The following is a 26,291-nucleotide window of genomic DNA, read 5'->3' as shown; positions in this document are numbered from 1 at the left end:
GACTGTATTGGGCCGCTCCTAACAAGTTGCGGAAAGAAATCTCGGTATCCCCAGAGCTTTCAACGTCGACGTGTAGATTGAACCAAGTTGGCTAAGCCAATTCGCCGACCATCGATTTCAGGTGGCGCATGTCCGTACCGCAGCACCCTCCAAATACTTGAATCGACGGATTCTGCCGGGCAATCGAGGCAATCTGTTTGCCAAGTTCAATTGGATCGCCTTCGTCCAGCTCATCCGCTTCGTCAAGTTCCGCATGCGAGCAACTCGAAGCGTTAGCCACCAGGCCTCTAAGTCGGGGGTGGTTGCCAAGCGCTCTGCCGAAATGGGTCGGATGAGCGCAGTTGACCATGAAAAACAGCGCCGCGGAGTCGGTTGCCCCGTCGATCTGATCAATTACGTCCACAAGTTTGGTTCCGTCTGCCAGGCGCCCGTCTGTCTCAACAACCAGAGACATTATGATTGGCAGATCAGCGTCTCGGGCGGCGAGGATGCATCCCGCTGCCTCGCTGAGACGGTTGAATGTATAAGCGGTGACCAGATCGACGCTTGTGTCTTTCAGGCTTTGCATTTGAGCGGCGTGGTATTGACGTGCATCTTCGACGGATACCGGCGGGATGTCGGCGTAAGGATCATAACGTGGACCGATGCAGGCCGACACCAGTACATCATTGCGTGCGGAAGCTTGGCGCAGTTCTTCCATTAGACTGACCGCATCTTTGTTTACTTCGGCGAGCCGTTCTGCATCGTACCCCAAGGGCGCTGCCCGGTCGGCGTTCGCCATCCATGTGGGCGCATCAAGGATGCATCCGACATTCATTTCACGGGCGAGATCGACAAGTGCCTGCATTTGACCGGCCAGTATTGCCCTAGTGCTAGGTTCTTCCAGCAATGGAAACGACGCGAAACCGGGTAACTCAACTCCATGATTGAATATCAGGTCGGTGCCAGTGCCGGCGTAAACCAGAAAGGTCTTATCACCTTCGAGTGAGAGCTGTCGGGCCATTCTGATCTACGCCTATTGCCGTTATGCTTTCACAAGAAACCTACATTGTCTTGGGCCTCCTGTGAACCTTAGGGCGGCGACAGGGTGTCTGCCGTGAGAATGACCTCATCTTCCCGGGCAACTCGCAACCGCAGCGAACGCCCCCTTCGGCGGGCTGAACCGCGGATACATCAAGCCATTGCCAATGGCCGATTTGGGCCACCTCGTCGGGCAGATTTACCCGTCAGCTTAACTTTCTGTGTCCGATCTAACGACCGTGAAGGCCCAATCTCGAGATTGTATTAGCGCTTTCCCCACACACTATAAGTGGACGGTCATCAGCATTTTTGCTGATTGTAAATGCTTTGAAGGCCCTTAAGATGAGTGACATTTTTTAGAGAGCCAAATGAGAATCTTATGGATCATCCAGCTTTTGGCGATACTCGGTGTTCCCGCCAGTGCTGACGAGCAACGTATCGAGATCAACAATGTCTACCCTCTGAACCAAGAGAACTTTGATCTTGGTGATCACATTTTTCACCTGACGGACAACACGGGTGGTTTCGAAGTAATTGAAGGTCCAATGGATGACGGGCCCGCCAGATGTTTGGGTTCGGGATTTGGGTTCGAAGACGGCACCAACTCGATCAATGGTATATGCGTATTCGGTGAAGGTGATGATACTTTTATCATGCGATGGAAGGCCGGGGAAAAAGGCGAGGCAAACACTTGGGAAATCGTCTCCGGGACAGGGCGCTACGAAGGAATGACTGGCAGCGGTATCGCGACAACAGACATCGCCTCAGCATACCAAGCGCTGCCCCTGAGGCGAACTCACATTGTCGGAACAGTGGAAATCCCTGACTAAGACGGCTGCGCTTCAGTATCTGCACAGTTTCGATTGGTCTCGAACTTTGTCGGTCTTAAGTGGCTATCGCGGCTTGGTCTAAATCCTTTCGGGATCACTTGCATTATTGCGGCGTACGTCCGCTTGGTCCCCGCGAAATGTGAGTTCGTGTTTCGCCCTCCGGCAACTCAAACCATCATCCTGAAGGATCAAAAGCCGTTGAAGCACTAACAATCAACTTGAACCAGTCAGGTGAGGCTGCTCCGCAAAGTTGAATTCTGCACCAACGCCGTCTCGAAAGAAACCTTTTTGTAATATGGTACGGTCAGACATTAGGTGAGGACCAGATATGCTCGAAAAAGTAACAACTGCATTGTCCATGTTTCTGATTTCGGGACAGGCCATTGCGCTTGATTGCGGCGAAGTAACCAAACCCTGCAGAATAGACACTGGTGAGTACCATATCACCCTTCCAGATGAATGGCGGGGCGGGCCAGTCGTGATACATTTGCATGGCTATGGCGGGTCCGGAGCAAAGGTGCTCAAAAACAAGCAGTTCGTCGAAGCATTCACCGCGCGGGGCTATGCGTTTGTGGCGCCGACCGCACTGCCATGGCAGGAAAGCAAACCCGCTGACTGGTCGGTTCGGGATGGGTGGATCACCTATCCCCGCTCTGATGTCAGGTTTCTCCGTGACGTGCTGGCGGATGTCGCGACCCGCGCAAAAGTGAATCCGAACCAGGTGTTGCTTACAGGGTTCTCACGAGGTGGTTCCATGGTGTGGGAAGTTGCGTGCCTCGCACCAGATCTGGCGCGTGGCTATGCCCCTGCTTCCGGTGGCTTCTGGCTCCCAATGACGCAAGAGTGCCTCGGGCCAGTTCACATGCTTCACACACACGGTTTCACTGACAAAGTTGTGCCGCTTGAGGGCAGATCAATACACAATGAAGAATTCGATGTCACCATTACCCAGGCCGATATCTGGGAAGGTCTTGCGTTGTGGCGCCAAACTAACGAATGCCAACACAACGCGGCGGAAAACGAAGTGAGAGCCAATCTCTGGCGCAAACGGTGGGAATGCGAACACGGTAGTCTTGAACTCTTTTTGCACGACGGCGGACACGGCTACCCAAAAGATTGGGGCACGATGGCGCTCGACTGGTTCGAAGGTTTGGAAAACTGACGAACCACGAAATCACAGCGGTCGTGTCAGCTTAGCTAAAACTAGTCCGGTTGCTCTGAGGCACACCGTGCCGGTTAAACCTTTCTAATACTTAAAGAAAATTTCCCAGATAGCAGCAATGATGACACTGATGCCAGCGGCGAATACCAATGCGATTGCGCTGAAGAACAAACGCGGCTGGCTGGAGCGGCGGATAATCAAAAAATGAACTCTTATCTGGCCTCTAAGCAAACCAACTGCTGCCATCGATATTGCAAAAAATTCGAGTGCCAGCGCACTGGACCCGCCCTATAGCCGTTTCCATTACTCACTCTCAGCCACTGACAGCAGTAACCCGGTTAGGACAAATAGCGCTGCGAAGAGCCACATCAAATACATAAAAATCATCGACCCGATGACCGCACGCCTTGGTCAATCCAGTAATTGACCAAGGCTGCATCCGCAAGCTCACCGAGAGCAGGATGGTCGCTGAAATGATACAGAAACCTCAACACGGCCTCGTTCTGTGCAGGCGTTAACTGGTTGAACTTGGACTTCCTGAACTCGTGCAGCATTTCATTCGATGTGCCTAGGTTGAGTGCCAGCAGAATGCTTTCACCGGCATATTCCGGGCTGTCTGAGTTTTGTAGATTCCAAATCAGATACGCGGGCAAGTAGTACTGAAAGCCGTGGGGGCAGCGTAACCGTGTACGATCATTTGATCGGTCAACTCATGCCATTTGACCCCGCCATAGAATGCAAGAATATCCACGTCATCCAAACATTCGGGGTGAAGAAGTTCATCATCAGCAGGTGGCTCAAGGCCATCAAACGCAGCAATGATCTGTGTTGCAAGAGCTTCCGTTGTTGTCGTTACCTTTGGCATGGTGACATATTAATCTGGCTGAAACCCCGAAATCGAGTGATTGCGATGGACACCGGACAGAGGCTTTTTCAGGACATTGTTCGAAGTTCAGCAGCGGAGACGAAGAAGCTACTTTGGGGCAGCACAATTGGGATGTATGTGTAGAAGTGTATTGAGGAAGCCGGGTGTCCCTAGTGTGTTACAAAGAGCGCCCTTGACCGATTTGGGAAGAAGATGATGAGTGGCGATTCTGAAACCTACCAAGGAATCTGCTATTGTGGCGCATGTAGTGTTTCTGCTGCCGGTAAGCCGATGGTCATGGCATATTGTCATTGCCACTCTTGCAGAAAATGGCATTCGGCGCCTGTCAATGCTTGGTGCCTCTGGTCGGCAGACAATGTCTCATTGTCAGGACCGACGGTTCAATCGGACAAGAATGATGAAAGCCATCGTGTTTCCTGCGGCAAATGCGGGGGGGCGTTGGTAAATATCAAACCCGGAAAGGACATCGTCGCGGTCTACGCAATGTCGCTGGATGAATCTGGGATGAGCTTCGAGCCGGCCTTTCACATCTTCTACGGCGAGCGTGTTTTCGACATGGCCGATGGCCTGCCAAAGTGGAAGACGGTTCCGACATCGTTCGGAGGGGATGGTGTCGCTATGCCCGAACCGGACAAAACCGGTTGGATTTCCTTGAACAGGCGAGCCCAAGGGTGAAGCGCAAACTTACCTCGATCCTGGCGGCTGACATTGTCGGCTTCTCGCGGCTTGTGGAAGCCGCCGAGGAAGCCACGCTGGCGCGTCAGAAACAACTGCGTCTGTCCGTGTTCGACCCCGGCATCGAGCAGGCTGGGGGTAAGATCATCAAGTCGACAGGCGATGGATTTCTGGCCGAATTTTCAAGCGTTGTGGAAGCGGTTCGCTTCGCGATATCTGCACAAGAAGCCGTTCGCGCAGAGGAAGAGTCCGTGCCTCAAGATCGGCAGATCAGTTACCGCATGGGCCTTCACATGGGCGATGTGGTTGTTGATGATGGTGATATCTATGGCGATGGTGTGAATCTTGCGGCTCGGTTAGAAGGCGCAGCCCCGACGGGCGGGATCTGCATCTCTGCTGCTGTCCGTGACCAGATTGTTGGCGTAATGGACGAGCTGTTCGCTGATGTCGGTGAGTTGACACTGAAAAACATCTCGCGCCCGACCCGCGCCTTTGTCTGGCCTCCCGACCAACGTGGTGCACTGAACAGTGCCACCACACCGTCCATCGGGGTTACGTCCAAAAAACCAACGATAGCCCTCGCTGCGTTCGAAGCTCTCGGCAGCAATGACGATGCAAAGATGCTGGCCGAAGCCTGCAATCATACTGTGGAGGCGGCGCTTGCCAATCTGACGGGATTGGATCTGATCGCCCCCGACGCGGACCCGGATCATATCGCCACGGCGGTGTTTCAGGCCTCCGGCAACCAGGTCCGCGCAACACTTAAGCTGCGTGAGACGAGCACGTCAGCAACCTACCTGACCCAGCGGATGAACGGTGATCTTTCCGACCCTTTCGCGGCAGAAGATCTGTTGTCTGGGGAAATCGCAACAACGATCCGATACGGAATTCTGCAGCGAATTGCTGAGCGCGCAGCGGAAACGGAGACAAACGACCCCGAGGCAATGCTGAACCTTGCGGGGCATTACATGATGGGATCGCAGCCCGAAGAATGGGAGGCAGCCGGCCATCTGTTGGACAGGATCCTGACGGTCCAGCCACGCAATTTCATGGCCGTTGGGATGAAGGCGAACACGTTGATTGGCGAATTGGTTTGGGGCTACCGTCCGATAAGCCCGGAGGATATCGAAGCCGCTGACGCCGGGCTGAGCAAGGCGGTGTCGTTGAATGATCAAAGCGACTACGTGCACCTGATCCGGGGGATTTTTCACTACGGTATCACCGGCGATTTGGATGCGGCGGTGCGGTGTGTTGAACGCGGGTTCGAAATCAGTCCGCAGTTCGCCCAGGGGCATATGGTACTGGGCTGGATCCAGAACTTGATGGGCCAACCAGAGCTGGCGCTGAAGTCCATCAAAAAGGGCTCGTTTTCTCTGGCCAAGAACCGGATTTATCACCGCGTCCCACAAGCGTTGGCCCAGACTTATCTGGTTATGGGCGACTTCGAGAAAGCTATCGCCAACGCCAACCGAGCGCTGCAAAATTCGCCGGGACTACCGGTCGCACAATTGTATCTTGCCAGCGCGGCTGGTCAGGCTGGTCTACCTGATCAAGGAGAAAGGGCGCGGGATGCCCTAATTGCGTCAAATCCGGACTTCCGAGTTAGCGGCGTGCGCAGGTTCCATTTTCAGGATCCAACACGTTGGGACGCTATCCTGGATGGGCTTCGCTCGTTGGGGCTGCCCGAATAGAAGCTCGCCCGAGTTTGTGCCACAAGCATTTTAAACTGGATGCGAAGATCGTCTTCCAACTCCACGAGATGCGCGAATGATCATAAACCTAGTTTTGGATTAGCGGGCAGCGAAAGCGCTCAATTCGGAATATCGGCAATTGCTCCGATCAGATTCAGCACTTCATGCGTCTCTCGATTAACCTCATAAACGTAGTCTCCGGTTAGAACGCAAACTCAACTGGCGCGTAGTTCATGCTTGCTTGAAAGCGCCATGGTTGGCACTTTCTCTGGGGAAGCCATTTGTATCTGCGGATCCGTTGACCAAAATGTTTTGGCATGTCGCTCATAGGCGCGGGAATGGAAAAAACACTGGAGATCGAGCACATACTGACATTCGACAGACCAGTTGATGAGGTCTGGACCTTGTTGTCCGACTCACAGCGTATGCACGCCATCAGCAGCGCCGGGTTCTCTCCATATGAAGCTGAAGATGTGGTTACGGCAGATGGATCAATCGAACGCGCAGCGTACAAGAAAATTGGTCTGATTAAGCTTAGATGGCGAGAGAGAATGGGGGAATGGGCTGTCCAAAAGTATTTCAGCCAAACCCGCCTGTTTGAAACTGGTCCCTTTAATGAGCTGACGGTCCATGTCCATTTCGATGAAAACGATGGGAAAACCACCGTCAAAGGTATTTTTCTTGCGCGATGGAGTAGTTTGCTCGGGACCGCTCTTATTCGCCTCGGTGTCCTTCACTGGATGACGCAGCAGCCGGTTAAAGCCATGCGCCAGACCATGGCCGAGTACGAGAACCTGCGTCTGCCGGTCCCGCGGGGCGAGTTGCATAAAGTATCCGGACGGGCCAAGCAACGTTTGGCGGAGGCGATGGAGGAGATCGACCAAGGCCCGTTTGGTCACGGATTGACCGGTGCGCTAAGCAACTTCCTGTTGAAAGCTGATCCGCATTCTTTGCGCCGCATTCGTCCATTGAAACTGGCAAGTGCCTGGGGCGTGCCAGAACAACAAATGATCGAAACTTGCATTGCTGCCCATAAGGCAGGCGTCCTCAGCATGCGGTGGGTCATCCTTTGCCCGCGTTGCCGCGATGGAAAAGCCGATGCAGAAAACCTCGCCGATGTTCCGGACGCGGCGCACTGTTCGTCGTGCAATGTCGATTTTGACCGGGATTTCGTGAACAATGTCGAATTGGTGTTTAGCCCGTCTGCATGGCTCCGGACATTGCCACGCGGAAGCTTTTGCATGATGGCCCCTGCCAATGTGCCACACATCAAGTGGCAGGAAGCAGTTGCGTCGAACCAGGCCCTTGAAAAAGAACTGGCTGTGCCAGCGGGGCAATACCGCATTCGGACGGTTGAGGCAGGTGGTGAAATTGTTGCGGATTACGATGGTACGTCCTGGGTTGGTGTGACGCTGACGGGCGATACTGTTCAAAGTGATCCGACACGGTCTGGTCGCACAATTTCAGTTCGCAATGATGGGTCAGAGCTACGGACAATCGTGGTGGAAAACGCCAAGTTCAGCAAGAACAGGCTGACGATCGGCAGGCTTGCCACTTTGCCAGCTTTCCGCGATTTCTGTCCCGATCAATTACTCGGGGCTAAACAGACGGCGGGGATTGGTCAGGTTGCTATCCTGTTTTCTGATCTTGAGAAGTCTACTGCGCTTTATGAATCCATTGGCGATGCGTCAGCATATGCGCTTGTGGTTTCGCATTTCGAGGTCATGGAAAAGTGCGTGCGAAAACACGGTGGCATCGTGGTGAAAACTATCGGTGATGCAGTTATGGCCGCGTTCTCTGACGGTGAAGCAGCGCTTCAGGCTGCAATTGACGTCCAGCGCGAGATCTCCGAGTTCAATGCACTGAATAACCACCCTGATCTGAAACTCAAGATTGGCATCCACGAGGGGACTTGTGTCGCCATGCGCTCAGACCAGGGACTGGATTTCTTTGGAAGCACAGTAAATCTGGCCGCGCGTCTTCAATCGAAAGCGGAAGGTGGAGAGGTAGTTTTGTCACAGGAATTGGCACAAACAGAATTGCTGGATTCGGTCCGGCAGCGCGAGTTGATATGGGACGAAGCAAGCTTGTCTGGGTTTGACACACCAGTGAAGTTTGTACGGGTGTCGTGTTGAGATATGGCATATCGGTCTGCTAATGCTCCGATTTGCTAGGAGATCTGGTCTTCTGGATATTCAAAGGTCCCTATCCAATCTTGGTAATTTCCGTGACGGTTGCGTCGCCCTAACCGACATTTTCCGCAACGCTTCTCAGAAGTTCGCTTTCGGAAAGTCGCGTCGTAGAAAAATCGGCCCCAAATACAGCAGCTAAGGGCCATTCGTGTCGGGATGAGCGACCTGTCGGGCGAACATGCTGCGAACGATAAAATGGCGACAAGGAGCCCAAAGCGGTTGCGCTTTCCTGATAGGACCTCCTTGCTCTGATTATCTGGCTGACAGTGCTCTCTTTGCAGGCTAGCTTCCAACAAGCGGGGAGAGAACTATGGAAAAGAGGCTTGCTGCGGTGCTAGCGGCTGATGTTGCCGGATACTCGGCGTTGATGGATCAGGATAGGGACGGAACACTCAAAGCGCTCAAGGCTTTCCGAGAGGATCATCTAATACCCGCTTTGGCAGCCCATGATGGGCGACTGATCAAAAGCATGGGCGACGGATGGATTGTTGAGTTTCGCTCTGCATCAGCCGCAACAGAATGCGCGATTGCTGTTCAGATCGCTGACCGACCACAGGAAATCCAAATCCGCATCGGCATACATACCGGCGAAGTCGTTTCGGAAGGTGATGACATATTCGGTGACGGTATCAACATAGCAGCCCGTCTCGAGGCAATAGCGGAACCGGGGCAGATATTGCTTTCTGATACAGCACATAACAGCCTGGACAGGAACGCCGCCGCCTCGTTCTCTGGCGGCCAGCAGACTGAGTTGAAGAACATTGCACGCCCAGTTGGTGTGTGGCATTGGCCTATCGGTTCGGCGGTTACAAGTCCAACTGTCAATTCTGAGAAACCCGGTATTGCTGTGCTGCCGTTTGACAATATGTCGGGCGACCCGGAGCAAGAGTTTTTCGCTGACGGAATAACCGAGGACATCATAACAGAGTTGTCTCGGTTTCGTTGGTTGATGGTCGTGGCGCGAAACTCATCTTTTACGTTTAAAGGTAAGAGCACCGACATTCGCGAAGTCGGGCAGGCGCTCGGCGTGAGATATGTGCTGGAGGGGTCGGTGAGGCGCGCAGGCCAGCGTCTTCGGATAACAGGACAGTTAATTGATGCCGAGAATGGCAGTCATCTTTGGGCCGATCGTTTCGATGGGTTGCTGGACGATGTTTTTGACCTTCAAGATCAGGTCACACAGGAAGTTGTCGCGGCGATCGAACCGTCCGTTCGCCATGCCGAGACGGTCCGCGCTCGGGAAAAACCGACAGAAAACCTCGATGCGTATGAACTTTATCTCCAGGCCCAGTCACATTTTCACCTGTTGACGGACGAAGACAACCGTGAGGCCATTCGCCTTACACGTTTGGCGTTGGAGCGCGATCCTGATTATTCGTCGGCAGCTGGATTGCTTGCGTGGTTGCATATCCAAAGGATGGTGCAGGGGCTGAAACCGATTGACGAAGGGCCAAAGGCTGCCGTCGCCGCAGCGGAACGTGTATTGTTAAGTGATCGCGCGGATGGAATTGCGTTGGCTTACGCCGCACACTCGATCTCGATGCTTGCACAAGACCTGCCGCGCGCGCGCGCAGTTTTCAAACAAGCACTAGCTGAAAATCCGAACGCTGCGATCGTTCACATGCTTGCTGGCATCAATCTGAATTTTCTCGACAGACCCGAAGAAGCTCTGGAACACGCGACACACTCGATCAATCTCAGTCCGAAAGATCCATTACGACACGCAGCATATGTCGGGCAAGCCTCCTCATTTTTCCAACTTGGCCGCTATGGTGAAGCCGTACAAGCCAACCGAAACGCCTTGGCCATTAGGGCGAAATTCGTGATTACGCATCTCATGCTCATCGCATCCTTGGCTCAAAACGGAGACCTGGAGTCAGCAAGGGCTGCGGTAGCTGAACTGAAGGAACTTCGTCCGGATCTCGACATCAAGGAGCAAACGAGACTCCCCATATTCAGCGTTCCCGCATGCTCGGGGCAGTGGCGGGATGGATGGCTGAAAGCAGGCCTCCCAATCTGAGAAAGCAAAACCTGGCATGCGATCTAATCCGGCGGCTTCGTCCGCTTTGCAGTCGTCGGCCCCGCGAAAATGCTGCGAGATCGGTCAATGACCGCTTCGGAGAAGCTGCATTGCGGCGTCGCCTGATCTGACGAATGGCTGGTAAGGGCCGTCCGTGGCCGGGCTGTTGTGCCCCACTGAGGTCAATGCTGCACCGCCTCCCAGGTCGGCAGCGAGCCTCAAGAAACTGGGTGCTTCACATCGCCCGAACGTCAGCAAAGCGTGGATCGAAAAGCGAACTACACATCGCTGCGTCGGACAAATGCCAAGGCGCAGCCAAGGGTGATGAGCAATCCGCCACAGGTCCTGTCGATCCAGAGCGCTCCTCGGTCACTTAAAAGGTGCATTGCCTTTGCGCCCAGCCCTGCATAGGTGGCCATAACCGCGACATCGACTGCGATAAAGACAACAGCCAGTGTTGCATACTGTTGAAACATCGCCTCATTCGGTGTGAGGAACTGCGGAAGGAAAGCTGTGAAGAACAGGTAGCCTTTGGGATTTGTGACAGCGACAAGAAAGCTCTTTCTAAAGACTGCAACTCTGTTGTGAAGCGTTCCCGATCTGTTGTCTTCGGATGGGTTCGCGACCGGTTCCAACTGGCCGGTAGATCGCATCATTTGTACGCCCAACCAGACGAGGTAGCCGACACCGATCCATTTGACGACATTGAACCAAAAAACTGATGCGGCCAGAAGCGCACCGAGCCCCAGACCGGCAGCTGTGATCAGAACGGCATCAGAGATTGCGGCTCCTGCGATGCCGTACCCTGCGGTAGCGATGCCGAACCGTGATCCATTGGACAGGGCGAGGAGAACGGTTGGTCCTGGCGTCAAAACAACAACCAGCGCCAGAAAGGCGAATGTCAAAAGAGAAATTTCCATCATGCGGATTCCAAATTCAGAAAGTAGATGGCAAGGCCGGTCAGGATCAGGCAAACCCCACTCACAATAGTCCTAAGCACGTTCCAGACCTGCCAGGAGGCTGAGTAATCTAGCCAAATTTCACGGGCTGATCCGATGTCAATTGGTACGGCAACCTCCGCCAGGGCTTCGTTCATGGGGACATTCACCGCTGCTGTGATGAGGAAGGCACCGACGATGTAAAAAATGGCGGCCAGACCAAATAACATGGCTGACCTCTTCCTGAGCTGCCAAGCGGCGATGTAGGCCGTTACTCCCAGAATGATCGGGGTCAAAAAGAAAGCCGGGAAGAACACTCCGTTCCGGACCGAGGCGTTCATTGCCTGCATTGCGGCGATGGCTGTTCGCGGGTCTGTCGCGTCCAAGCCCCACACTGTCGAACAGACCCAGGCGTAGAAAAACCCGAAGATGGCACCGATGCTTAGGAGTGAAAGCATCGACATCGGCAAAAGCAACCGAGCCATTAAACCCGCTCCGCCCCGAGTTCCCGGTGTTGGCGCGCCGCTGACGCGACCAAGGCAAAGATGACCAGCGCAGCGAATTGACCGAGCAGTACCGCCGGGTAGATCAGGCCAAATTGAGCATCGAAGTATTTCTGCGGCCCGAAGGAAACCAGGGCCATGAGCGCTGCGAGAACGCTCATGATGCGTCCTGCCCGACTTTCCAGCGGCTGCACGATGATAGCCCCCAAAGCGACAGACATCGCGGCCCCAAGAAACGGAGCAATGCCGAACAAAGGCGTGGCGATGGGCGGGTGGGGCCTGATCCCGGCATATAAGGCGGACAGCATGATTCCCTGCAGAAGGATGAGTGTCGCCAGCGCGGCGATGACATGACGATTAGGTTGTTCCATTTGCTTCTCCAAAGCGTAACGGTGATTACGGTTGCATATTTCCGTAATTATCGTTACGGTTTCTGTCAACATGCTGGAGACTAATTTTGCGTGAAGAGAAGCGATCCCTGCGTCAGCAACAGATCGAGGCGGCTGCATACGAAGTGTTGGAGGCCAAAGGGTACGGAGGAACGTCCATGCAGGGCATTGCCAAGCATGCGCGCGCCTCGAATGAGACGTTGTACAACTGGTACGGGGACAAACAGGGGTTGTTCCGCGCACTTGTCACAAAGAACGCTGAAGAAGTTAAAGCGCATCTGGAATCCGAACTGCAAACCGACAACGACGCACTTTCAATTCTGGGAACGTTGGGTCCGAAGCTTTTGGATTTGCTAACAGGTGATCGCGCTGTTGCCCTTAATCGAGCCGCAGCAGCCGATAGTAGCGGTGAACTCGGCGCGACGCTTTCAAAGGCGGGGCGGGAGGCAGTGTTTCCACTGCTCGAACGGGTGTTGCTGCGTGCCCGGGACGAGGGCGTGCTCAACTTCGAAAATACCAGAGAGGCTGTGGCGCTCTATCTCGACCTGTTGATTGGCGATCAGCAGATCAGGCGCGTCATAGGTCGCCTTCCTCAGCCATCGGAGACCTTTTGCCAAGAGAGGTCCGCGAGGGCTGTAAAGCTCCTCCGCGACCTTCTCGGCTAGACCCAAAACTACCAAAGGAAATCAAAACATGACGACCCTTCTCGCGCCCAATGCCTGCCAGACCATGGCCGATCTCCGCGTCCAAATCGACGCGATCGATACGGACCTGATAGGCCTGCTGGTCAAGCGGAGCCACTATATCGACCGGGCAGTGGATCTGAAGAAGATTGAAGGATTGCCCGCACGCACAACGGATCGGGTTGCTGCGGTGCTGGACAAGGTCAGCACAACCGCGTCGGAACAGGGGCTGGACCCAGACCTCGCGCACAAGCTTTGGGCTGAGCCGATCGAATGGTCGATTCAGCGGGAAATCAAGGAGCTTGGGCAATAATGCCTTTCGGAGACGCCAGCGGCGCAGATGATGGGGCGGACCTATGAAACTCATCCGCGATATCAGGGCCGCTGGGATTTTTCATAAGGCAGTGAAGTCAATGCAAGCAGGTGACTATCAGGGCGTTCTTGACCGCCTGGACGGGTTCCAAGCGCAACCATATTTCTTGGCCAAGGCGGAACTTTTTCGTGCAATGGCGCGGCATCGGCAGGACAGGTTTGCGGAAGCGGTTCACCACTACGACAACTTCCTGACCAACCATCTCGCTGACATGCCGCCAAAGGACCGTGTCTATGTGGAAGAGTACGGGAAATTCTTCAGAAGCCGTGCTCAAGCAAGACTTGATCCGTCAACGCCGTTGTATTTATCACTTGAAGAATTGAGAAAACTTGCAGAAAACGCGCCTTTTCTCACCCGCGCCGAGTTTACTTTTGGTAACTTGGCAGAAGCCGACCTTACCGGACAAATCTGACCTTCAACTTCTTGGCCAAATGGCGTCTCGGTCCGCATTGTGTGAGATCGACGAAGCCCTGAGTTCGTGCTTGCAGCGAATGTCCGGAATGCGGGCTGCGACCGCAGCATCTCGACCAGTCGGCAAATGGCAGGAATGGGCCGTATTCAACAGATTCCGGCAATCGGAATAATTTTGTAGCCTGTCAACTTCCCACGACTAAGTTTGCTTTGATGCCAGGTATCGCGTGGCAGCGGAAAACAACTCGGCCTGTGAACTTACGCCGAGCTTGGAATACGCATTGTGGCGGTGCACTTTGACAGTACCTTCGGTGATCCATCAAGGCAGTACCGTTTGCTCAGAAAGCGCTGGTTGAAACGAGGCGACCCCCTCAAAGGTTGCACACAAACAAAAGAACAGGAAGAGAACAATTTGGTTAGGTTCTGTGTCGAGCCGCTGACCCGAACCGCCTGCGCTATTGGTGGGCTGCGGCGTTTCGGGTCAGCTAAAGTTTGTACAACTTGCGGCCGCGCGAAACACAAAGATCCCCAAAAAAAAGCAGATCAATACACTTAGTCAGCAAGAGCGCAAAATCGGACGTTCCGGGCCGGGATGGGTCTCCCCGTCTCCGTTGCGCCCGGTTTATACTTGCTGCTTTCCCTGGCAAACGATCAAGAAAAGCGGTGACCACGGTACGTTCACGACCGGCCTCCAATTGTGAACTATGGTTCGGGGACTACCCCATCCCGCACCGACGCGGCTCCTTCTGGCCCGGTGCAGAAACGCGACTACGGAACCCACCGGTCGACGGACGTCTTCAGACACTCGTCGAACCGGGGACCGCCGAGACCGTACGCGGTCAAAGCGGGGCAGGTGAGAAGCCTGCGGGGAAGCGGCTGGCCTCCGACAAAAGGCATCGCGCGGATACGAACCTGAAAGCGAAGGGCCTTCTCCCGCAAGACCGGGGGGAAGGAGCGGGGGCCGGATATTGTCTGGCAAGCAAGGGCGAAGATGTGTTTTTGGTAAAAACGGCCGTGGCAATCGCCTCAGCACTTCCTCTTGTATACCATTACATCTCCATGGCAGCTTTAGGTTGCAACCAGCCGCCAATGCACGGTCGCGCTGACTAAAAACCAAATAGCAACTGCGACACTAGCGTGCTGACGCTGTCCGCCTTTCCTGCAGATTGATGCGAATGTGGCGCTGTATTAAGTGTGTTACTTCTGGCTGAGCAGAGTTGAGTACGAATCGGCCTCATTGCATTTCCCCTTGTGCTCATTGATCCTTGTCAAGATTTGAGCGGGCAAGAAGTGGTACAGTCAACGGTAATTCAGGGGGGGGCTCATGGAAGAGTTGATTGAAATCGGAAGATCATTCGTCCAGGCCATGCGTGAGCGCAGGGGCCTTGGAAGTGTTGATGAGATCTATGCCGAAAACGCGCAGTCGATAGAGGCGGTTGTGCCTCCGGTTCGACAATTCCGCGTTACAAAGGGTCGAGAAGCCATCAAGGGAAAAAGAGAGGATTGGTTGGCGTCGCATGAAATCCAAGAACTAGAAGCGGATGGGTCCTACGTCCACCCACCCAACCGCTTTGGAGTACGCTTCAGAGCTGAAGTGCTTCAGAAGGCTACGGGTGAGCGTATGACCCTGCGCGAGATCGCAGTGTATTCGGTGGCGGACGGCAAGATTGTGCTGGAAGAGTTCTTCATGCTGCCGAAGTAAGAAGAGCGATCAACAACATTGTCTCTTCGTTGGTTTAATCCGTGCGCACGGCTCTCGGGCAAATTGAAATTCCGGACGGAGGTCGGGAATGCAACACAGAACAGTGGCATATTACGTAGGAATTGATACTGACGACGCGTCGATTTTGGAATGCGCTGAAACTTCCCGTAACCAGAACAGTCACTTGAATTGCGTGTTGATCGCGGACTTACCCAACCTGCCTTACCTAAAGTATGGATCAAACAGGTTCGTTGAGGCGGGTCTTCCTTCAAACTGGTTGGATGTTCTTAACAGAAAAAATGCCGCCTTGAAGTCCCGCGCCACAGAAGTTGAAGCGCTCCTGGTCGGGCAGGGCGTATCTGCAAATGTAATTGCCTTTATGGGATCTGGAGCAGAGTTGAAGCATCTTGTGGCTGGCCAAGCCAATCGCTCTGATATCGCCTTTCTAGACGCTGAGTTGCGAAAAGATCCCGATTTGTTTCATAAGATCGCCTACGGAGTATTGTTCCATTCGCCGGTAGCCCTGATGATAAACGGAGATCCGTTTGCCCAACGCGACTGCATTTTTTTGGCATGGAATGATAGCCTGCCTGCGTCTAGGGTTGCGCATTTAGCTTTACCCATTCTTCTGGCGGCCAACGAAGTTGTGATTGGGTGTTTTGATTTGCCGTCGCCTGATGACGTAGAAGGTCAAGTGCCCGGAACTGATCTAGCTGGATGGCTTAGCCATCACGGTTGCACCGTGACCGTGTCGCAGTTCCCGTGCGGCGGGAATTCAATTGAACACTGCATTCAGGAACGCGCACGAGAACTGGGGGCCGACCTCGTTGTTATGGGCGCTTACGGGCATTCCCATTTGCGTCAGTCGGTATTTGGGGGAACGACGCAAGCAATGTTGGAGCAGACAAGTTTACCAGTGCTATTCGGACACTGATGAAGAAAACTGGCGATTGTGGCTTGCTGGGATAGGTGGCTCTATGCGTTCATCGGGTAATGCGGGAACAGCCAGTTGTTATTGGGTACTCGCTTGAGGTTAAAGTCGATTTGCCCGACCGGTTCCGCCAAGAAAATCTATCGCAATTGACGTCAGTTCATCCCAGTCAGTAAACTCCCGTACCCCATCTTGTGGATCGATTTTTCGACCAAGCAAGACAACGTGCTTAAGGATCTCCCTCTCAAAATACCCGTAGTTTTCCGGCTTCACGGCGCCTGCGACCAACGCCGTCGCACTTGGTTCAAAACCTGTTCGCATAAGCATTTCGTTGAGATAGTCGCGCGCTTCTTCTCGACCTGACGCGAAAGCAGCTTTTAGACCGATGGAAAGCACGAGAGACTTTCGTTTCCTTAGGGTATCTCTATTTGAGACGACAAAAGCCTCGAATGACTCGGGGTGCCTACGCTCGTGGACAGGGGCCAGAAGAACAACCTTGACCACATCGTCAATCGATACATGGCCGGGCATTTCATCGGTATTGATCAGTTTTGTGTTGAAACCGGCATTCTTCGCGACACCGCTGATGAAGCGCGCAATCTTTTCTGTCTGGCCTTCGATTGTAGCAAAGACGATGAGTACGGTCATTCCGATCCTCCCATAAATCGGTCTGAATAGATTGCTGATTATGAATAAGTCGCGCGCGTTGCCCTTGATCTCCATCAAAGGCGCTAATTGGGAGCGTATCGGAAGAGTTGTGGTACGATTTTGCTGTCCACCCGCAGCATTATTTAAGGAAGTTAGTGACGACCTACACCTCGAAGCAAATCGACCTTTTTGGCTGACAATTTTTGAAACTGGCCTTGGCTCAATGGCTTGTGTTGCTACCTTAAAGAAAAGGCCAAGACAGCGACGAGGATTATTAAACTGATGCACCACACCGTGACCTTCACTTGTTGGCGTGCGGGCAGGTTTCTGAGCAGTCTAATCATAGTCAAACCTTTCAGACAAAATCCGGTGTGACGCGGTGCCCCGCTCAATCAGATGATCTTCGACGGTGTCCATCATAGCAGGGGGGCCGCAAAGAACGAAAAGCCAGCTTTCATATTGCTCAGACGACAAATTGCGGTCCAACAGAGGACCGTCGATTAAGCCTGTCTCTCCGGACCAATCCTTTGGCGGTTCGGATAGAACAAATACTGTGTCTTCTTTGGATAACTCCTGGCGAAAAGCAATCTGCTCCTCCACCCGGTTACCATAGACAAGCTTGAGATCGTGCTGTGTTCCACTCAGTCGAACTTGACGCATAATGCTCAACATGGGCGCGATCCCGACACCACCTGCGATCAGAACAATGCCTTTCTCAGTGCGGTGGCTGATCGAAAGATTCCCGTGCGGGGCATCCAGATAGGCAGTGGTTTGCGGAGCGATCTGTCCAAGACCACATGTGAAATCCCCAAGCTCCTTTATCACGAATGAAACATCGGGGCCTTCGGCTGGTGCCGAACTAATCGAGAATGGGTTCTCCTGCAGCGAAAAAGCACTGTGGCCGACATTTAGCCAGGCAAACTGCCCTGCTTCGAAGGTTAGTCCGCTATGACCATCTGGCTTGATGCGCAACTCCCATTGCCTCGGTGTTAGTCTAGACACAGACGTGACGCGCCACGGCCTTTTCCTCTTACGCAATGGGCGAACGAGATAGACATACAGCAAAGTTCCAACTGCAACACTGGTCAGGGCAAGCCAGATATACGTCAAAAGTGGATGCCCACCGTAGCGCCCAGCAAAGACCGTGTGATGCAACAGCAGGAAGGCAATCACCAAGGCTCCCAGCCCGTGAAAGAGGCGCCATGTCTCGTACTTGAAATCAAGGGATTTACGCGCAATTGCCGAGGCGACCAGAATGAACAGTAAAAAATATGCGCCGATGCCCGATACCAGCGTAGAAAAGTCGGTCGAAATCGTAAGTTGGTTTGTTTCATCCCACGGTCGGCGTCCGCCAGACGGCGTACCCTGATACAGAAGCGGGTGTATCAGCGCAAAGCCGAGTGCTGTACGCGCCATCAACTGATGCACCCGCATGGTTACATCCATACCCAGACCGGAAGAGATGAACCTGAACCGCCCAGACAGCAGGAACTCGACTAAGATTATTGAAAAAGCAAGCATTCCAAGCCCGGACGCGAGCTCTTGATGAAATGATCGCGGTGGCCATCCCAGAGACCAAGAAAAACCCAAGGGTGCCAAGATCAGCAAAACGTAAATCAGCGCCAGATAAGGCCATTTCATACGGTTTTGCTCCACTGTGCTAAAGGTAGGCAACTCGGGCTCATTTAGAATAAACGCTAAGCTGACCTAGGGTTCCGATCAAGACTACTGAGATTGGTGTTAACTCCAGCACGATCTGGCAAGTCTGTTGGACGACGGTTCCCGTTTCTGTTCGTTCAACCGGTGCGAGCGATCTGGCGATGGATGAGGTTGTATGCTTGCGCAAGATCAAGGTCCTTGACCGCCTTTTCTGTCACAATGTTGCGCGCGTGAAATCAGACCAAAGGAGGAGGCTCAAAAAATGCTAGAAGACAAAAAATCCCCGCAACTTTTCACTGGAACGCATCCCCTCTCCGACAACTTTCGGCGTGAAATGGAAACCCTGATGTCGCGTTTTTTCGGGGGAGGATCACCTTTCCTACCAATGGAAACGGCTGCGCAACGCACGGGTTTTCCGTCTCTTGACATGACAGGTGCGATTTCACCGGCAATCGATGTCCAAGAAACGGATTCTGCGATTGTCCTGACGGCTGAATTGCCAGGGCTCGAAGAGGATGATGTGGAAATTGAAATCAAGGATCGCAGGCTAATCCTGCGCGGTCAGAAGAAGATTGCGCATGATGAAACGGGCGATCTACGTGTCAGCGAAAGAAGCTATGGCAGTTTTTCCAGAGCCATGTCGCTGCCAGACACTGTTGAAATCGACAAGATTTCCGCAACATTCGACAAAGGCGTTCTGCATATCGAAATGCCGAAGACTGAGCCTCAGGATCCCAGCCGTAAGATCAAGGTATCGTCGAAATAGACGGTCTGTTGGCTCGATACGGGGCTTGAAAATGCCAAAGCAGAGGGCCGATCATGGATCGGCCTTCTTTGAGCTGCGGCCTGATAGATGTTTTTTGGTTGAATCCGGGCGGACATCGCAAGTGTTTGTATAAATGCGTTTTATGTACATTCGCACCAAGCCATGGGTTTGTTGTTGCAGCGTGGTAGAATGCCCTCACGCGTATGGATAGGGGGTCACAATGCGAAATCCAGAAGCGAGTAGCATTACATCCTCCGGGACTGGTGGTGAAGGTGAGGTGCGGGCATTTCTGGAGAGCCTGACAGGTCCATCGCGCGGAAACGTGAACTGGCTTGTCGATAAAACCCTAACTGTTTCAGTTGACGATGAAAGGGTGCTAAGCCTTCGTCCTAGGGATGACCTGCCTCCCCATAATAACGATGTTGCCACCCTACAATGGGCTGACGAAGGTTACACGGTAACCGCGTCAGCAGGGCGCAATGTGTGGGTAAACGGGCAAAATGCTTCATCGGTGTCTCTTAGGCACGGCGACATGATCGAGTTCGGCGAAAAGGGCCCTATGTCTCGATACAGGTTGTGCGATCACTCATTTCCCGCGCACCATACGGTCGAAGATATCTTTAGTGACGCATATGCCTACGCCCGAGCGAGCCGCCGACCTTTCGCTAAAAAGATGTCTGGTGCCCTGCGTGATAGTGGGCGGCGGCTTGCGTCTCAGACCACGATATTGTTCAGGATCACAGTTCTTGCGACGCTTTTTGTGATCGCGGGGTTTGGGTACCTGCTTTACCAAAACGACCGGCGCTTGGCGGATAGTATCGAACAGGAGTCCCGCAAGATCGAAGCGGTCGCGGTTATGCTCGCTCAGACGCGAAAAGATGCACTTACGCCTGATGACTTGGCTTCGTTGCGTGACGCTTTTGAGAACCAGGTTTTGTCGACTGAGCAGCGTCTTGGAACCTTGGAGCAACGGGCGGGGGCACCCACGCGGGTGATAGCTGCCTCCACTCGATCTGTAGCTTTCCTTCAGGGAGCTTATGGATTGCGCCACGTGGAAAGCGGGAAGATATTACGGCACGTTTTGGGACCTAACGGAGAAAACCTGAAGACCCCGTTTGGCCAGCCTTGGATCGAACCGGACGGGACCGGCGAACCTGCAGAATTTCAGTTCACCGGAACAGGGTTTTTGATTGCTGGGGTGCCATTGATGGCCACCAACCGCCATGTCGCTTTGCCCTGGACCTCGGTGAACCGAGAGAAAGCGCTGAGCGACGCTGGTCTTGAGCCAGAGATGTTGAGGCTGCTGGCCTATTTGCCTGATCAGACGGAACCAATAGAGGCGCGTTTGGTCCGGTTTAGTGAAGCCGCAGACTTGGCGATTTTGGCAGTTGAGCCAAGCCGCGTTCAGGACCTCGGAATTCCGTTGGCGGATGCCACGTCGCGCGTCGGTGAAGAGCTTTATCTGTTGGGATATCCAACGGGTTTGAAAGCTTTGATCGCGCAGGCTGGGCCGGGCTTTCTAGAGGAACTGGAGGCAGAAGGAACGTTGAACTTTTGGTCTATTGCGTCCCGGCTTTCTACTCAAAGCAAGATTCACCCGTTGGCAAGCCGGGGGATAATTGCGAGGACAAGTGGGAACGCCATCGTCTATGACGCTGAGACCACGACCGGTGGAAGCGGGGGGCCAGCATTGAACCGGCGGGGTGAGGTCGTTGCCATCAATGCTGCGATCCTGCCCGAGTTTGGTGGCTCAAACATCGGCGTCCCGGTTTCACATCTCAGAGCACTGCTGGCAGAGCTCGAAAACCTGTGATCATTCGCTCGTTCGGAAGCGCGATTTTTGAACAAAGAACACAGTGGCCAGTGGAACGATCACTGAGATCAGGGCCGCGGAGATCAGCAAGTACCCAAGTTGACTGTAGTCCGCGGTTGAAGTGACCTCACTGGTCTCAGGGTTGGTGATAGCGCGTGTGACGACGTATGTCTGGTTGAGGTACTTGGTGCTAAGGCTGCTGGCCGACAATGCCATGTTTGTGAATGATGCCATCACCGCAAAAAAGTCGCTTTCAACTGAACGGGTGCATTGCGGGCGATCCAAGCCAACATCGGGACCATAGCGATCTGTCCAAGCGGCGATTCAACGGCTGTATCAAGAATGGCAATGAACCTTGCGTCGACAACTCCGCCGGTACGCGCGGCTGTCCATTCATGCACGCCGTAATAGAGGGCAAGGTTGGGCGGGGCTAGAACGCCCGCAGCGATTGTCAGCAATACGACCACATGCGCAATCGAGCGATTGGCCATAAACGGTCGGAGAACAATTAACCCCAGCAGCGCCAGCAGCGAAGTCAACAAAGCCAAGATTGCTAAGAATTGCTCATCGAACTCTAGTTCATCGATTTCAAACCAGGTCAGGCCTGCTCCCGGCAGAGGAACGGCACGGAAAACAAAAATGATTGTCGCTGTCCCAATTAAGGCTTTGGCTTGGGCTGGTTCCAACTCCTTCAGCAGACGCGACATGAGGTAAAGGATCACCGTCAGGGAAACCGCAAAAACGGTCTCTTGTGCGAATGCGAAATCTGCGGTTCCCAGCACGATGCTGAGCACAACGAATGCAAGGCCGCCGAGCAATATGGACCATTTGACTTCGGTGGCTTCATCCGGCGTATGTGGCGGGTGGCCGCGCTTAATAAGCTGACGCTGGATAAAGCTGTGAAGAACGACTCCACTAACGGACAACACCGGGATGGTCAGAGCTATCAGATATACTTGGCCATAAAGCGCAAGGCGTTCGGATTCTTGCAGTTCTTCGGTTCCAGAGAAAATCCAGATGTTTACAGCCGCAACCGCCGCAAACCCGGAAATGATCGAAACTCTGCCCAAGGTCTGCATCGTTGTGTGCTGTGCACGAGTTTCTTCCGGCGAAAATGGTGCGCCGTTCTGGTCAACCTTTGGCACCGCCTCAACCGTCATGGCGTCGGCAACGACGTCCTGAATTGCATAGCCCGAAGGCGCCAAGAGCAAGGCAACAACATACCAGTCTTCCAGCGGCATGAAACTGGACATCTGCGCAGGTGCGGTCACGAGCCCGTACATGGTGAGCAAAGACAACGTGATCAAGGACGCGCCGAACAAGATCAGCAGGGACTTCCAGCGCCAAAACAGGTCCACGACATGACCAAGCGGCATTTTGAGTATCCACGGGATACCAGCCCAAAATGCTAGCCCTGCAACGAAAGAGGCGGATAAATCGAGGTAGTCTTTTAGGAAAAAAGCACCAACGACCGAGGTCAGGCCGGACACGCCGGCCGCAAAATAGACCATCAATGGCGGCAGATAGGACCATTGCAGCTGCTGAACCAGATCCACAAACGTTCTATGCCACCAGGCCGAAAGTTTTGATCCTATGGAAGTTTGGTCAGTCGTCATATGCCATGGCAGCTCGTTGAGGCTTTTGGGTCGTTTTGTCTAGTTAGAGAAATCCAGATCCGAAAAGCAATGCACTGGTGATCACGCCAAGGATCGGTACCACAAGAGGAACGCGGAAGTGCTTGGCGGCCTCGTCCGGCTGCATCTTCAGCAGGATCAGCGAAATGTTGACAAGCACAAAGACGCCCAAAACGATCTGGGATGTGCGCTCTGCCAGAGTACCAATCGGTATAGTTTGAGTAAGCAGTACGATGATCGCCACGACCAGCAAAGTAGCAACTAATGGTGTCTGCGTTGCTTTAGGGACTATCGCCAGAACCTTCGGCAAATGGTCACGGTCAGCTAGTCCGTAGATCACCCGCGAGGCCATAATCATCTGGATCAGTACTCCATTGACTGTCGCCACAATGGCGACCGCGGAAAAGCCCTGTTTAATCACCTCAGGGGCGTTTGAAAACACAAGCGCGAGGGGTGCTGCGGACGTCGAAAGGACATCGATCGGAACAACAAGTAGAACCGTCATTGAGGTTCCTAGATACAACACGGTCGCTAGAATGAGCGTTAGCAAAATCGCTTTTGGGATGGTGCGCACAGGGTCTTTAACCTCTTCCGCGACATTGGCCATGTCCTCGAAGCCAACAAATGCAAAGAAGGCAAGAAGTGATGCAGCGAAAATGCCTTTCCACGCGTCGAGTTCAAGCGGGGGAAGCATCGAACTGATCCCGTATCCCTGCGGATCTTGGATCGACATGCCCCAGCCAATCACAAAAAGAAGACCTGCGATCTCGATGATCGTGATGACAGCCGCAACAAAGACCGATTCAGTGATCCCCCAAAGCGCGATTAGACCCATGATCAAAACAACACTGATAGTCAAAATAGGGATCGCAAAACCGGTCAAAGCGTGAAGGTATGATGCTGCGCCAATTGCAACGGCAGAAGCGGAGATAACGCCCGAGGCTGCCACCGCAAGACCAACGAAAACCGCCACCCAGTTTTTCCGAAATCCCGCCTCAACGTAGGCTGCTTCACCTGCGCTGACAGGAAATCGAGTTGCGAGTTCCGCATACGAAAGCGCGGTGAGTGATACGACGAGCGCAGCTACAACGAACGACAGCGCCGCAAACGGTCCGGCAATGTCTGCTGTTGCACCGACTAAAACGTAAATGCCCGCTCCGACCGTTACCCCAAGGCCATAAAGCGTGAGCAACGGGGTAGTAAGGGCCCGTCTGAGTTTCTGTTCGTTTGGATCAACAGAGTTCATAAGTGATTTCCGCCAACTGCCCATTCCGAACGTCGTCAGTGGCGTCCTTCTCTTTTTGTCTCGATTGGCGCAGCGGCTTAATCCTATGGTCAAAGCCGCACCGAATGCCTTGTGTCTCAACGTCTGGGCGCATTGGGCGCCAATCAACTAACTGGGGGCTCGCCATCACTCCTGCCGAGCCCCCGTGGGTGGAACTTCCACTCCTTCAAAATTCCATTCACCTTTGTGTTTACTTGGGGACAGGACGGTGAACGTAGAATATGTTGAAACATTCGAATTTCACTATGTAATTCATGTTGGTGCTTTGATCTATGTCAATCAACTCGCGGCGTCGGGTCTGCGAGTCTGAATGCAAACCAACTGTCGTTTGTCGTCGGACTTAAATGCAAAGCAAACATGTTAGGCGGTGTGAGATTTAGGGTGGAAAGCAATTCGTGATGTTCTGGAACCTGTTACCAGCCTTGGGCGGCATCGGCCTGTTCCTTGTCGGAATGCTGTTGATGACGGACGGATTGAAGGCTTTGGCAGGGGCGCGACTGCGAGATATTTTGGGCCGGTTCACGTCGACACCGTTTACCGGGGCCGTAACAGGCGCGGTCACGACAGCTGCAATCCAGTCTTCCAGTGCGACCACCGTTGCGGCCGTCGGATTTGTCGCGTCTGGTCTGCTCACGTTTCCCCAAGCGCTTGGGATCATCTTTGGGGCCAATATCGGAACGACCATGACAGGTTGGCTCGTCGCGCTCTTGGGGTTCAGGCTAGACTTGGGGCAAGTGATGTTGCCAGTTGTTTTTATTGGGGCTTTGCTGGCGCTTTCGGGAAGAAAAGCGGTTTCCGGCCTTGGGCTGGCGTTGGCCGGGTTCAGTTTGATTTTCATTGGGATCGAGCAACTCAAGTCCGGGCTTGACGCGTTTCGCGGCGTAGTTACTCCTGCCGATTTTCCGCCAGATACATTGCTAGGCAGGCTGAAGCTTGTATTGATCGGCGTCCTTATCACGATGGTGACGCAGTCTTCGAGTGCTGGTGTTGCAACGGCGTTGGCTGCGTTAAGCGCCGGTGCTGTGAACTTCCCTCAAGCGGCGGCTCTCGTCATTGGAATGGACGTGGGGACAACCGTCACCGCTGTTCTGGCCACCTTTGGCGGGGGCACGATGGCGCGCCGCACCGGTTTTGCTCATGTAATCTACAACGTGATGACAGGGGCAATGGCATTTTTCCTGCTGGGGCCGTTTACTGCGGTCTTTGTAAGCGGGACGGGGGCTGAAAACTCTCTGACTGCGCTTGTCGCGTTCCATAGTTTCTTCAACGCCATAGGCGTGGCGCTGATCCTGCCGTTCGCGAAACCCTTCGCCAGATTTGTCGAGGCGCTCGTACCCGACAGAGGGGCTGAGTTAACGAGATCTTTGGATCCTCTCGTCCTCGGGATGCCGGAAATAGCTGTGGACGCAGCAAAAGTTGCAGTCGAACACATTGTAAGGGCCGAAGTGGCGCACCTTCGGTCATGTATCGGGGCATCTCAGCCAAGCGGACCCGATTATGGACGGGACAGCATTGAGACTGCTGTATCTGAAGCGCGCTCGTACCTAGACAAGATAGAACTGCCCAGCAGGTCCGACGCAGAGATATCCAGCATCAAGGGTATGTACCATGTGCTCGATCATCTTGATCGGCTGCTTTACCGGTGTAGCCAAGATGATCGGATAGGCGAGTTGCCGAAAGACCCGCGCTTGAAACGGCTTGCTTCAGTGGCGATTGCAGCGACTGATGGCTATTTGGAAATCAACAATCCAGCGCAGTGTGAAATCACGCTGAATCGCGTTCGCCGTTTTCTGCGACGACAGAGGAAACTTCGCAGAGACTTGCTAATCTCCGACGCTGCGACTGACAGTCTGCCGGACGACGTGGTCTGGGCTCGCTTGGATGCCCTCAGATGGTTACATCGCGTGTCCTATCACCTCTGGCGAATTCGTTGGCATTTGAACGCATTGGAAGGAGTGCCGTCTAAGCGCAAGGGTGGTGAGGTCAATGACGAAGTGGCGTAGTTGGATGCCTGCCTGGATTAGATTAGGCGCGTGCTCAATCGCTATTCGACTGAAACGCCAATGTTCCCGCTGGTGCG

24 protein-coding genes are annotated in these 26,291 nt (G+C 53.7%); 14 read left to right on the top strand and 10 right to left on the bottom strand.

Translation table 11 applies throughout. The annotated features are described in order from the left end of the window. Positions 1-91: 91 nt before the first annotated feature. Positions 92-1,003: a homocysteine S-methyltransferase family protein gene (locus I9184_RS13500; protein WP_216598361.1), complete on the bottom strand. Its 912-nt coding sequence runs from the start codon at positions 1,001-1,003 to the stop codon at positions 92-94. 385 nt (positions 1,004-1,388) lie between these two features. Here I9184_RS13500 and I9184_RS13495 point away from each other — a divergent pair, with 385 nt between their 5' ends. Beyond that, positions 1,389-1,850, top strand: a complete 462-nt coding sequence (locus I9184_RS13495) for a hypothetical protein (protein ID WP_171638582.1) — start codon at positions 1,389-1,391, stop codon at positions 1,848-1,850. Positions 1,851-2,178: 328 nt separating this feature from the next. Further along, on the top strand, positions 2,179-3,012 hold the full coding sequence (locus I9184_RS13490; protein ID WP_209834788.1) for a dienelactone hydrolase family protein: 834 nt from the start codon (positions 2,179-2,181) through the stop codon (positions 3,010-3,012). A gap of 637 nt (positions 3,013-3,649) precedes the next feature. On the opposite strand, the gene I9184_RS13485 is transcribed toward I9184_RS13490, so the two are convergent. After that, a complete protein-coding gene (locus tag I9184_RS13485) occupies positions 3,650-3,877 on the bottom strand; it encodes a hypothetical protein (protein WP_171638586.1) in 228 nt (75 codons plus the stop codon). 213 nt (positions 3,878-4,090) lie between these two features. Between I9184_RS13485 and I9184_RS13480 the strand changes: the two genes are divergently transcribed. The 4 genes from I9184_RS13480 to I9184_RS13465 all read left to right on the top strand — a co-directional run bounded on the left by I9184_RS13480 (position 4,091) and on the right by I9184_RS13465 (position 10,476). Next, complete coding sequence (locus I9184_RS13480) at positions 4,091-4,573, top strand: GFA family protein (protein ID WP_348539534.1); 483 nt, start codon at positions 4,091-4,093, stop codon at positions 4,571-4,573. Next, positions 4,570-6,264 carry an adenylate/guanylate cyclase domain-containing protein gene (locus tag I9184_RS13475; protein WP_209834784.1) on the top strand — a complete coding sequence of 565 codons (1,695 nt, stop codon included), beginning with the start codon at positions 4,570-4,572 and terminating at the stop codon, positions 6,262-6,264. Before I9184_RS13480 ends, I9184_RS13475 begins: the two co-directional genes overlap by 4 nt. 338 nt (positions 6,265-6,602) lie before the next feature. Beyond that, positions 6,603-8,399: an adenylate/guanylate cyclase domain-containing protein gene (locus I9184_RS13470; protein WP_209834782.1), complete on the top strand. Its 1,797-nt coding sequence runs from the start codon at positions 6,603-6,605 to the stop codon at positions 8,397-8,399. Positions 8,400-8,766: 367 nt separating this feature from the next. Then, positions 8,767-10,476: an adenylate/guanylate cyclase domain-containing protein gene (locus I9184_RS13465; RefSeq protein WP_209834780.1), complete on the top strand. Its 1,710-nt coding sequence runs from the start codon at positions 8,767-8,769 to the stop codon at positions 10,474-10,476. Between the two features lie 278 nt (positions 10,477-10,754). On the opposite strand, the gene I9184_RS13460 is transcribed toward I9184_RS13465, so the two are convergent. From I9184_RS13460 to I9184_RS13450, 3 genes are read right to left on the bottom strand one after another with little or no spacing between them, the layout of a single operon-like run. Beyond that, entirely contained in the window at positions 10,755-11,399 is a 645-nt protein-coding gene (locus I9184_RS13460; protein ID WP_171638568.1) for a LysE family translocator, read from the bottom strand. Then, positions 11,396-11,899: an anthrone oxygenase family protein gene (locus I9184_RS13455; protein WP_209834777.1), complete on the bottom strand. Its 504-nt coding sequence runs from the start codon at positions 11,897-11,899 to the stop codon at positions 11,396-11,398. The genes I9184_RS13460 and I9184_RS13455 overlap by 4 nt, the downstream gene beginning before the upstream one ends. Then, the gene (locus I9184_RS13450) at positions 11,899-12,288 is read right to left on the bottom strand and encodes a hypothetical protein (RefSeq protein WP_209834776.1); all 390 of its coding nucleotides are present in this window, start codon (positions 12,286-12,288) and stop codon (positions 11,899-11,901) included. Before I9184_RS13450 ends, I9184_RS13455 begins: the two co-directional genes overlap by 1 nt. Positions 12,289-12,374: 86 nt before the next feature. On the opposite strand from I9184_RS13450, the gene I9184_RS13445 reads away from it, so the two are divergent. The 3 genes from I9184_RS13445 to I9184_RS13435 are packed head-to-tail and all read left to right on the top strand — an operon-like array spanning position 12,375 to position 13,774. Then, positions 12,375-12,971: a TetR/AcrR family transcriptional regulator gene (locus tag I9184_RS13445; RefSeq protein WP_171638572.1), complete on the top strand. Its 597-nt coding sequence runs from the start codon at positions 12,375-12,377 to the stop codon at positions 12,969-12,971. Positions 12,972-12,999: 28 nt separating this feature from the next. Then, the gene (locus tag I9184_RS13440) at positions 13,000-13,302 is read left to right on the top strand and encodes a chorismate mutase (RefSeq protein WP_209834774.1); all 303 of its coding nucleotides are present in this window, start codon (positions 13,000-13,002) and stop codon (positions 13,300-13,302) included. 43 nt (positions 13,303-13,345) lie between these two features. Continuing rightward, positions 13,346-13,774: a hypothetical protein gene (locus I9184_RS13435; RefSeq protein WP_171638576.1), complete on the top strand. Its 429-nt coding sequence runs from the start codon at positions 13,346-13,348 to the stop codon at positions 13,772-13,774. 198 nt (positions 13,775-13,972) lie between these two features. Here the strand turns inward: I9184_RS13435 and I9184_RS13430 are convergent, their stop codons facing one another. Further along, positions 13,973-14,089, bottom strand: coding sequence for a LuxR C-terminal-related transcriptional regulator (locus I9184_RS13430; protein WP_348539535.1), 117 nt, complete (start codon positions 14,087-14,089; stop codon positions 13,973-13,975). Positions 14,090-15,097: 1,008 nt separating this feature from the next. On the opposite strand from I9184_RS13430, the gene I9184_RS13425 reads away from it, so the two are divergent. Together I9184_RS13425 and I9184_RS13420 are read left to right on the top strand one after the other, a co-directional pair. After that, on the top strand, positions 15,098-15,475 hold the full coding sequence (locus tag I9184_RS13425) for a nuclear transport factor 2 family protein (protein ID WP_209834772.1): 378 nt from the start codon (positions 15,098-15,100) through the stop codon (positions 15,473-15,475). An 88-nt stretch (positions 15,476-15,563) separates the two neighbouring features. Then, positions 15,564-16,409, top strand: coding sequence for a universal stress protein (locus I9184_RS13420; protein WP_171724800.1), 846 nt, complete (start codon positions 15,564-15,566; stop codon positions 16,407-16,409). Positions 16,410-16,508: 99 nt separating this feature from the next. On the opposite strand, the gene I9184_RS13415 is transcribed toward I9184_RS13420, so the two are convergent. Both I9184_RS13415 and I9184_RS13410 read right to left on the bottom strand, forming a co-directional pair. After that, entirely contained in the window at positions 16,509-17,054 is a 546-nt protein-coding gene (locus I9184_RS13415) for a flavodoxin domain-containing protein (RefSeq protein WP_209834770.1), read from the bottom strand. A gap of 336 nt (positions 17,055-17,390) precedes the next feature. Then, positions 17,391-18,695, bottom strand: coding sequence for a ferredoxin reductase family protein (locus tag I9184_RS13410; RefSeq protein ID WP_209834768.1), 1,305 nt, complete (start codon positions 18,693-18,695; stop codon positions 17,391-17,393). Positions 18,696-19,059: 364 nt separating this feature from the next. Between I9184_RS13410 and I9184_RS13405 the strand changes: the two genes are divergently transcribed. Beyond that, positions 19,060-19,479: an Hsp20/alpha crystallin family protein gene (locus I9184_RS13405; RefSeq protein WP_170697089.1), complete on the top strand. Its 420-nt coding sequence runs from the start codon at positions 19,060-19,062 to the stop codon at positions 19,477-19,479. A 220-nt stretch (positions 19,480-19,699) separates the two neighbouring features. Next, the gene (locus tag I9184_RS13400; RefSeq protein WP_171724803.1) at positions 19,700-21,292 is read left to right on the top strand and encodes a trypsin-like peptidase domain-containing protein; all 1,593 of its coding nucleotides are present in this window, start codon (positions 19,700-19,702) and stop codon (positions 21,290-21,292) included. A 233-nt stretch (positions 21,293-21,525) separates the two neighbouring features. Here I9184_RS13400 and I9184_RS13395 read toward each other — a convergent pair whose 3' ends face one another. Beyond that, the gene (locus I9184_RS13395) at positions 21,526-22,848 is read right to left on the bottom strand and encodes a hypothetical protein (RefSeq protein ID WP_348539533.1); all 1,323 of its coding nucleotides are present in this window, start codon (positions 22,846-22,848) and stop codon (positions 21,526-21,528) included. 103 nt (positions 22,849-22,951) lie between these two features. Continuing rightward, on the bottom strand, positions 22,952-24,172 hold the full coding sequence (locus I9184_RS13390) for an amino acid permease (RefSeq protein WP_171724805.1): 1,221 nt from the start codon (positions 24,170-24,172) through the stop codon (positions 22,952-22,954). A 437-nt stretch (positions 24,173-24,609) separates the two neighbouring features. On the opposite strand from I9184_RS13390, the gene I9184_RS13385 reads away from it, so the two are divergent. Further along, a complete protein-coding gene (locus tag I9184_RS13385) occupies positions 24,610-26,214 on the top strand; it encodes a Na/Pi symporter (protein ID WP_171724806.1) in 1,605 nt (534 codons plus the stop codon). Positions 26,215-26,291: the final 77 nt, after the last annotated feature.

This window comes from Ruegeria sp. HKCCE3926, from assembly GCF_017872515.1.
In the GTDB taxonomy this organism is placed as follows: Bacteria; Pseudomonadota; Alphaproteobacteria; order Rhodobacterales; family Rhodobacteraceae; genus Ruegeria.
The sequence above is the reverse complement of the archived record's forward strand: the minus strand, read 5'-3'. Positions and strand labels throughout refer to the sequence as shown.

Coding starts and splice junctions, on each gene's coding strand:
- I9184_RS13480 (WP_348539534.1), top strand. CDS start 4,091: ATGATGAGTGGCGATTCTGAAACCTACCAAGGAATCTGCTATTGTGGC.
- I9184_RS13400 (WP_171724803.1), top strand. CDS start 19,700: ATGCGAAATCCAGAAGCGAGTAGCATTACATCCTCCGGGACTGGTGGT.
- I9184_RS13465 (WP_209834780.1), top strand. CDS start 8,767: ATGGAAAAGAGGCTTGCTGCGGTGCTAGCGGCTGATGTTGCCGGATAC.
- I9184_RS13450 (WP_209834776.1), bottom strand. CDS start 12,288: ATGGAACAACCTAATCGTCATGTCATCGCCGCGCTGGCGACACTCATC.
- I9184_RS13435 (WP_171638576.1), top strand. CDS start 13,346: ATGAAACTCATCCGCGATATCAGGGCCGCTGGGATTTTTCATAAGGCA.
- I9184_RS13385 (WP_171724806.1), top strand. CDS start 24,610: ATGTTCTGGAACCTGTTACCAGCCTTGGGCGGCATCGGCCTGTTCCTT.
- I9184_RS13410 (WP_209834768.1), bottom strand. CDS start 18,695: ATGAAATGGCCTTATCTGGCGCTGATTTACGTTTTGCTGATCTTGGCA.
- I9184_RS13460 (WP_171638568.1), bottom strand. CDS start 11,399: ATGATGGAAATTTCTCTTTTGACATTCGCCTTTCTGGCGCTGGTTGTT.
- I9184_RS13470 (WP_209834782.1), top strand. CDS start 6,603: ATGGAAAAAACACTGGAGATCGAGCACATACTGACATTCGACAGACCA.
- I9184_RS13500 (WP_216598361.1), bottom strand. CDS start 1,003: ATGGCCCGACAGCTCTCACTCGAAGGTGATAAGACCTTTCTGGTTTAC.
- I9184_RS13485 (WP_171638586.1), bottom strand. CDS start 3,877: ATGCCAAAGGTAACGACAACAACGGAAGCTCTTGCAACACAGATCATT.
- I9184_RS13405 (WP_170697089.1), top strand. CDS start 19,060: ATGTCGCGTTTTTTCGGGGGAGGATCACCTTTCCTACCAATGGAAACG.
- I9184_RS13390 (WP_171724805.1), bottom strand. CDS start 24,172: ATGAACTCTGTTGATCCAAACGAACAGAAACTCAGACGGGCCCTTACT.
- I9184_RS13425 (WP_209834772.1), top strand. CDS start 15,098: ATGGAAGAGTTGATTGAAATCGGAAGATCATTCGTCCAGGCCATGCGT.
- I9184_RS13415 (WP_209834770.1), bottom strand. CDS start 17,054: ATGACCGTACTCATCGTCTTTGCTACAATCGAAGGCCAGACAGAAAAG.
- I9184_RS13440 (WP_209834774.1), top strand. CDS start 13,000: ATGACGACCCTTCTCGCGCCCAATGCCTGCCAGACCATGGCCGATCTC.
- I9184_RS13490 (WP_209834788.1), top strand. CDS start 2,179: ATGCTCGAAAAAGTAACAACTGCATTGTCCATGTTTCTGATTTCGGGA.
- I9184_RS13420 (WP_171724800.1), top strand. CDS start 15,564: ATGCAACACAGAACAGTGGCATATTACGTAGGAATTGATACTGACGAC.
- I9184_RS13455 (WP_209834777.1), bottom strand. CDS start 11,899: ATGGCTCGGTTGCTTTTGCCGATGTCGATGCTTTCACTCCTAAGCATC.
- I9184_RS13495 (WP_171638582.1), top strand. CDS start 1,389: ATGAGAATCTTATGGATCATCCAGCTTTTGGCGATACTCGGTGTTCCC.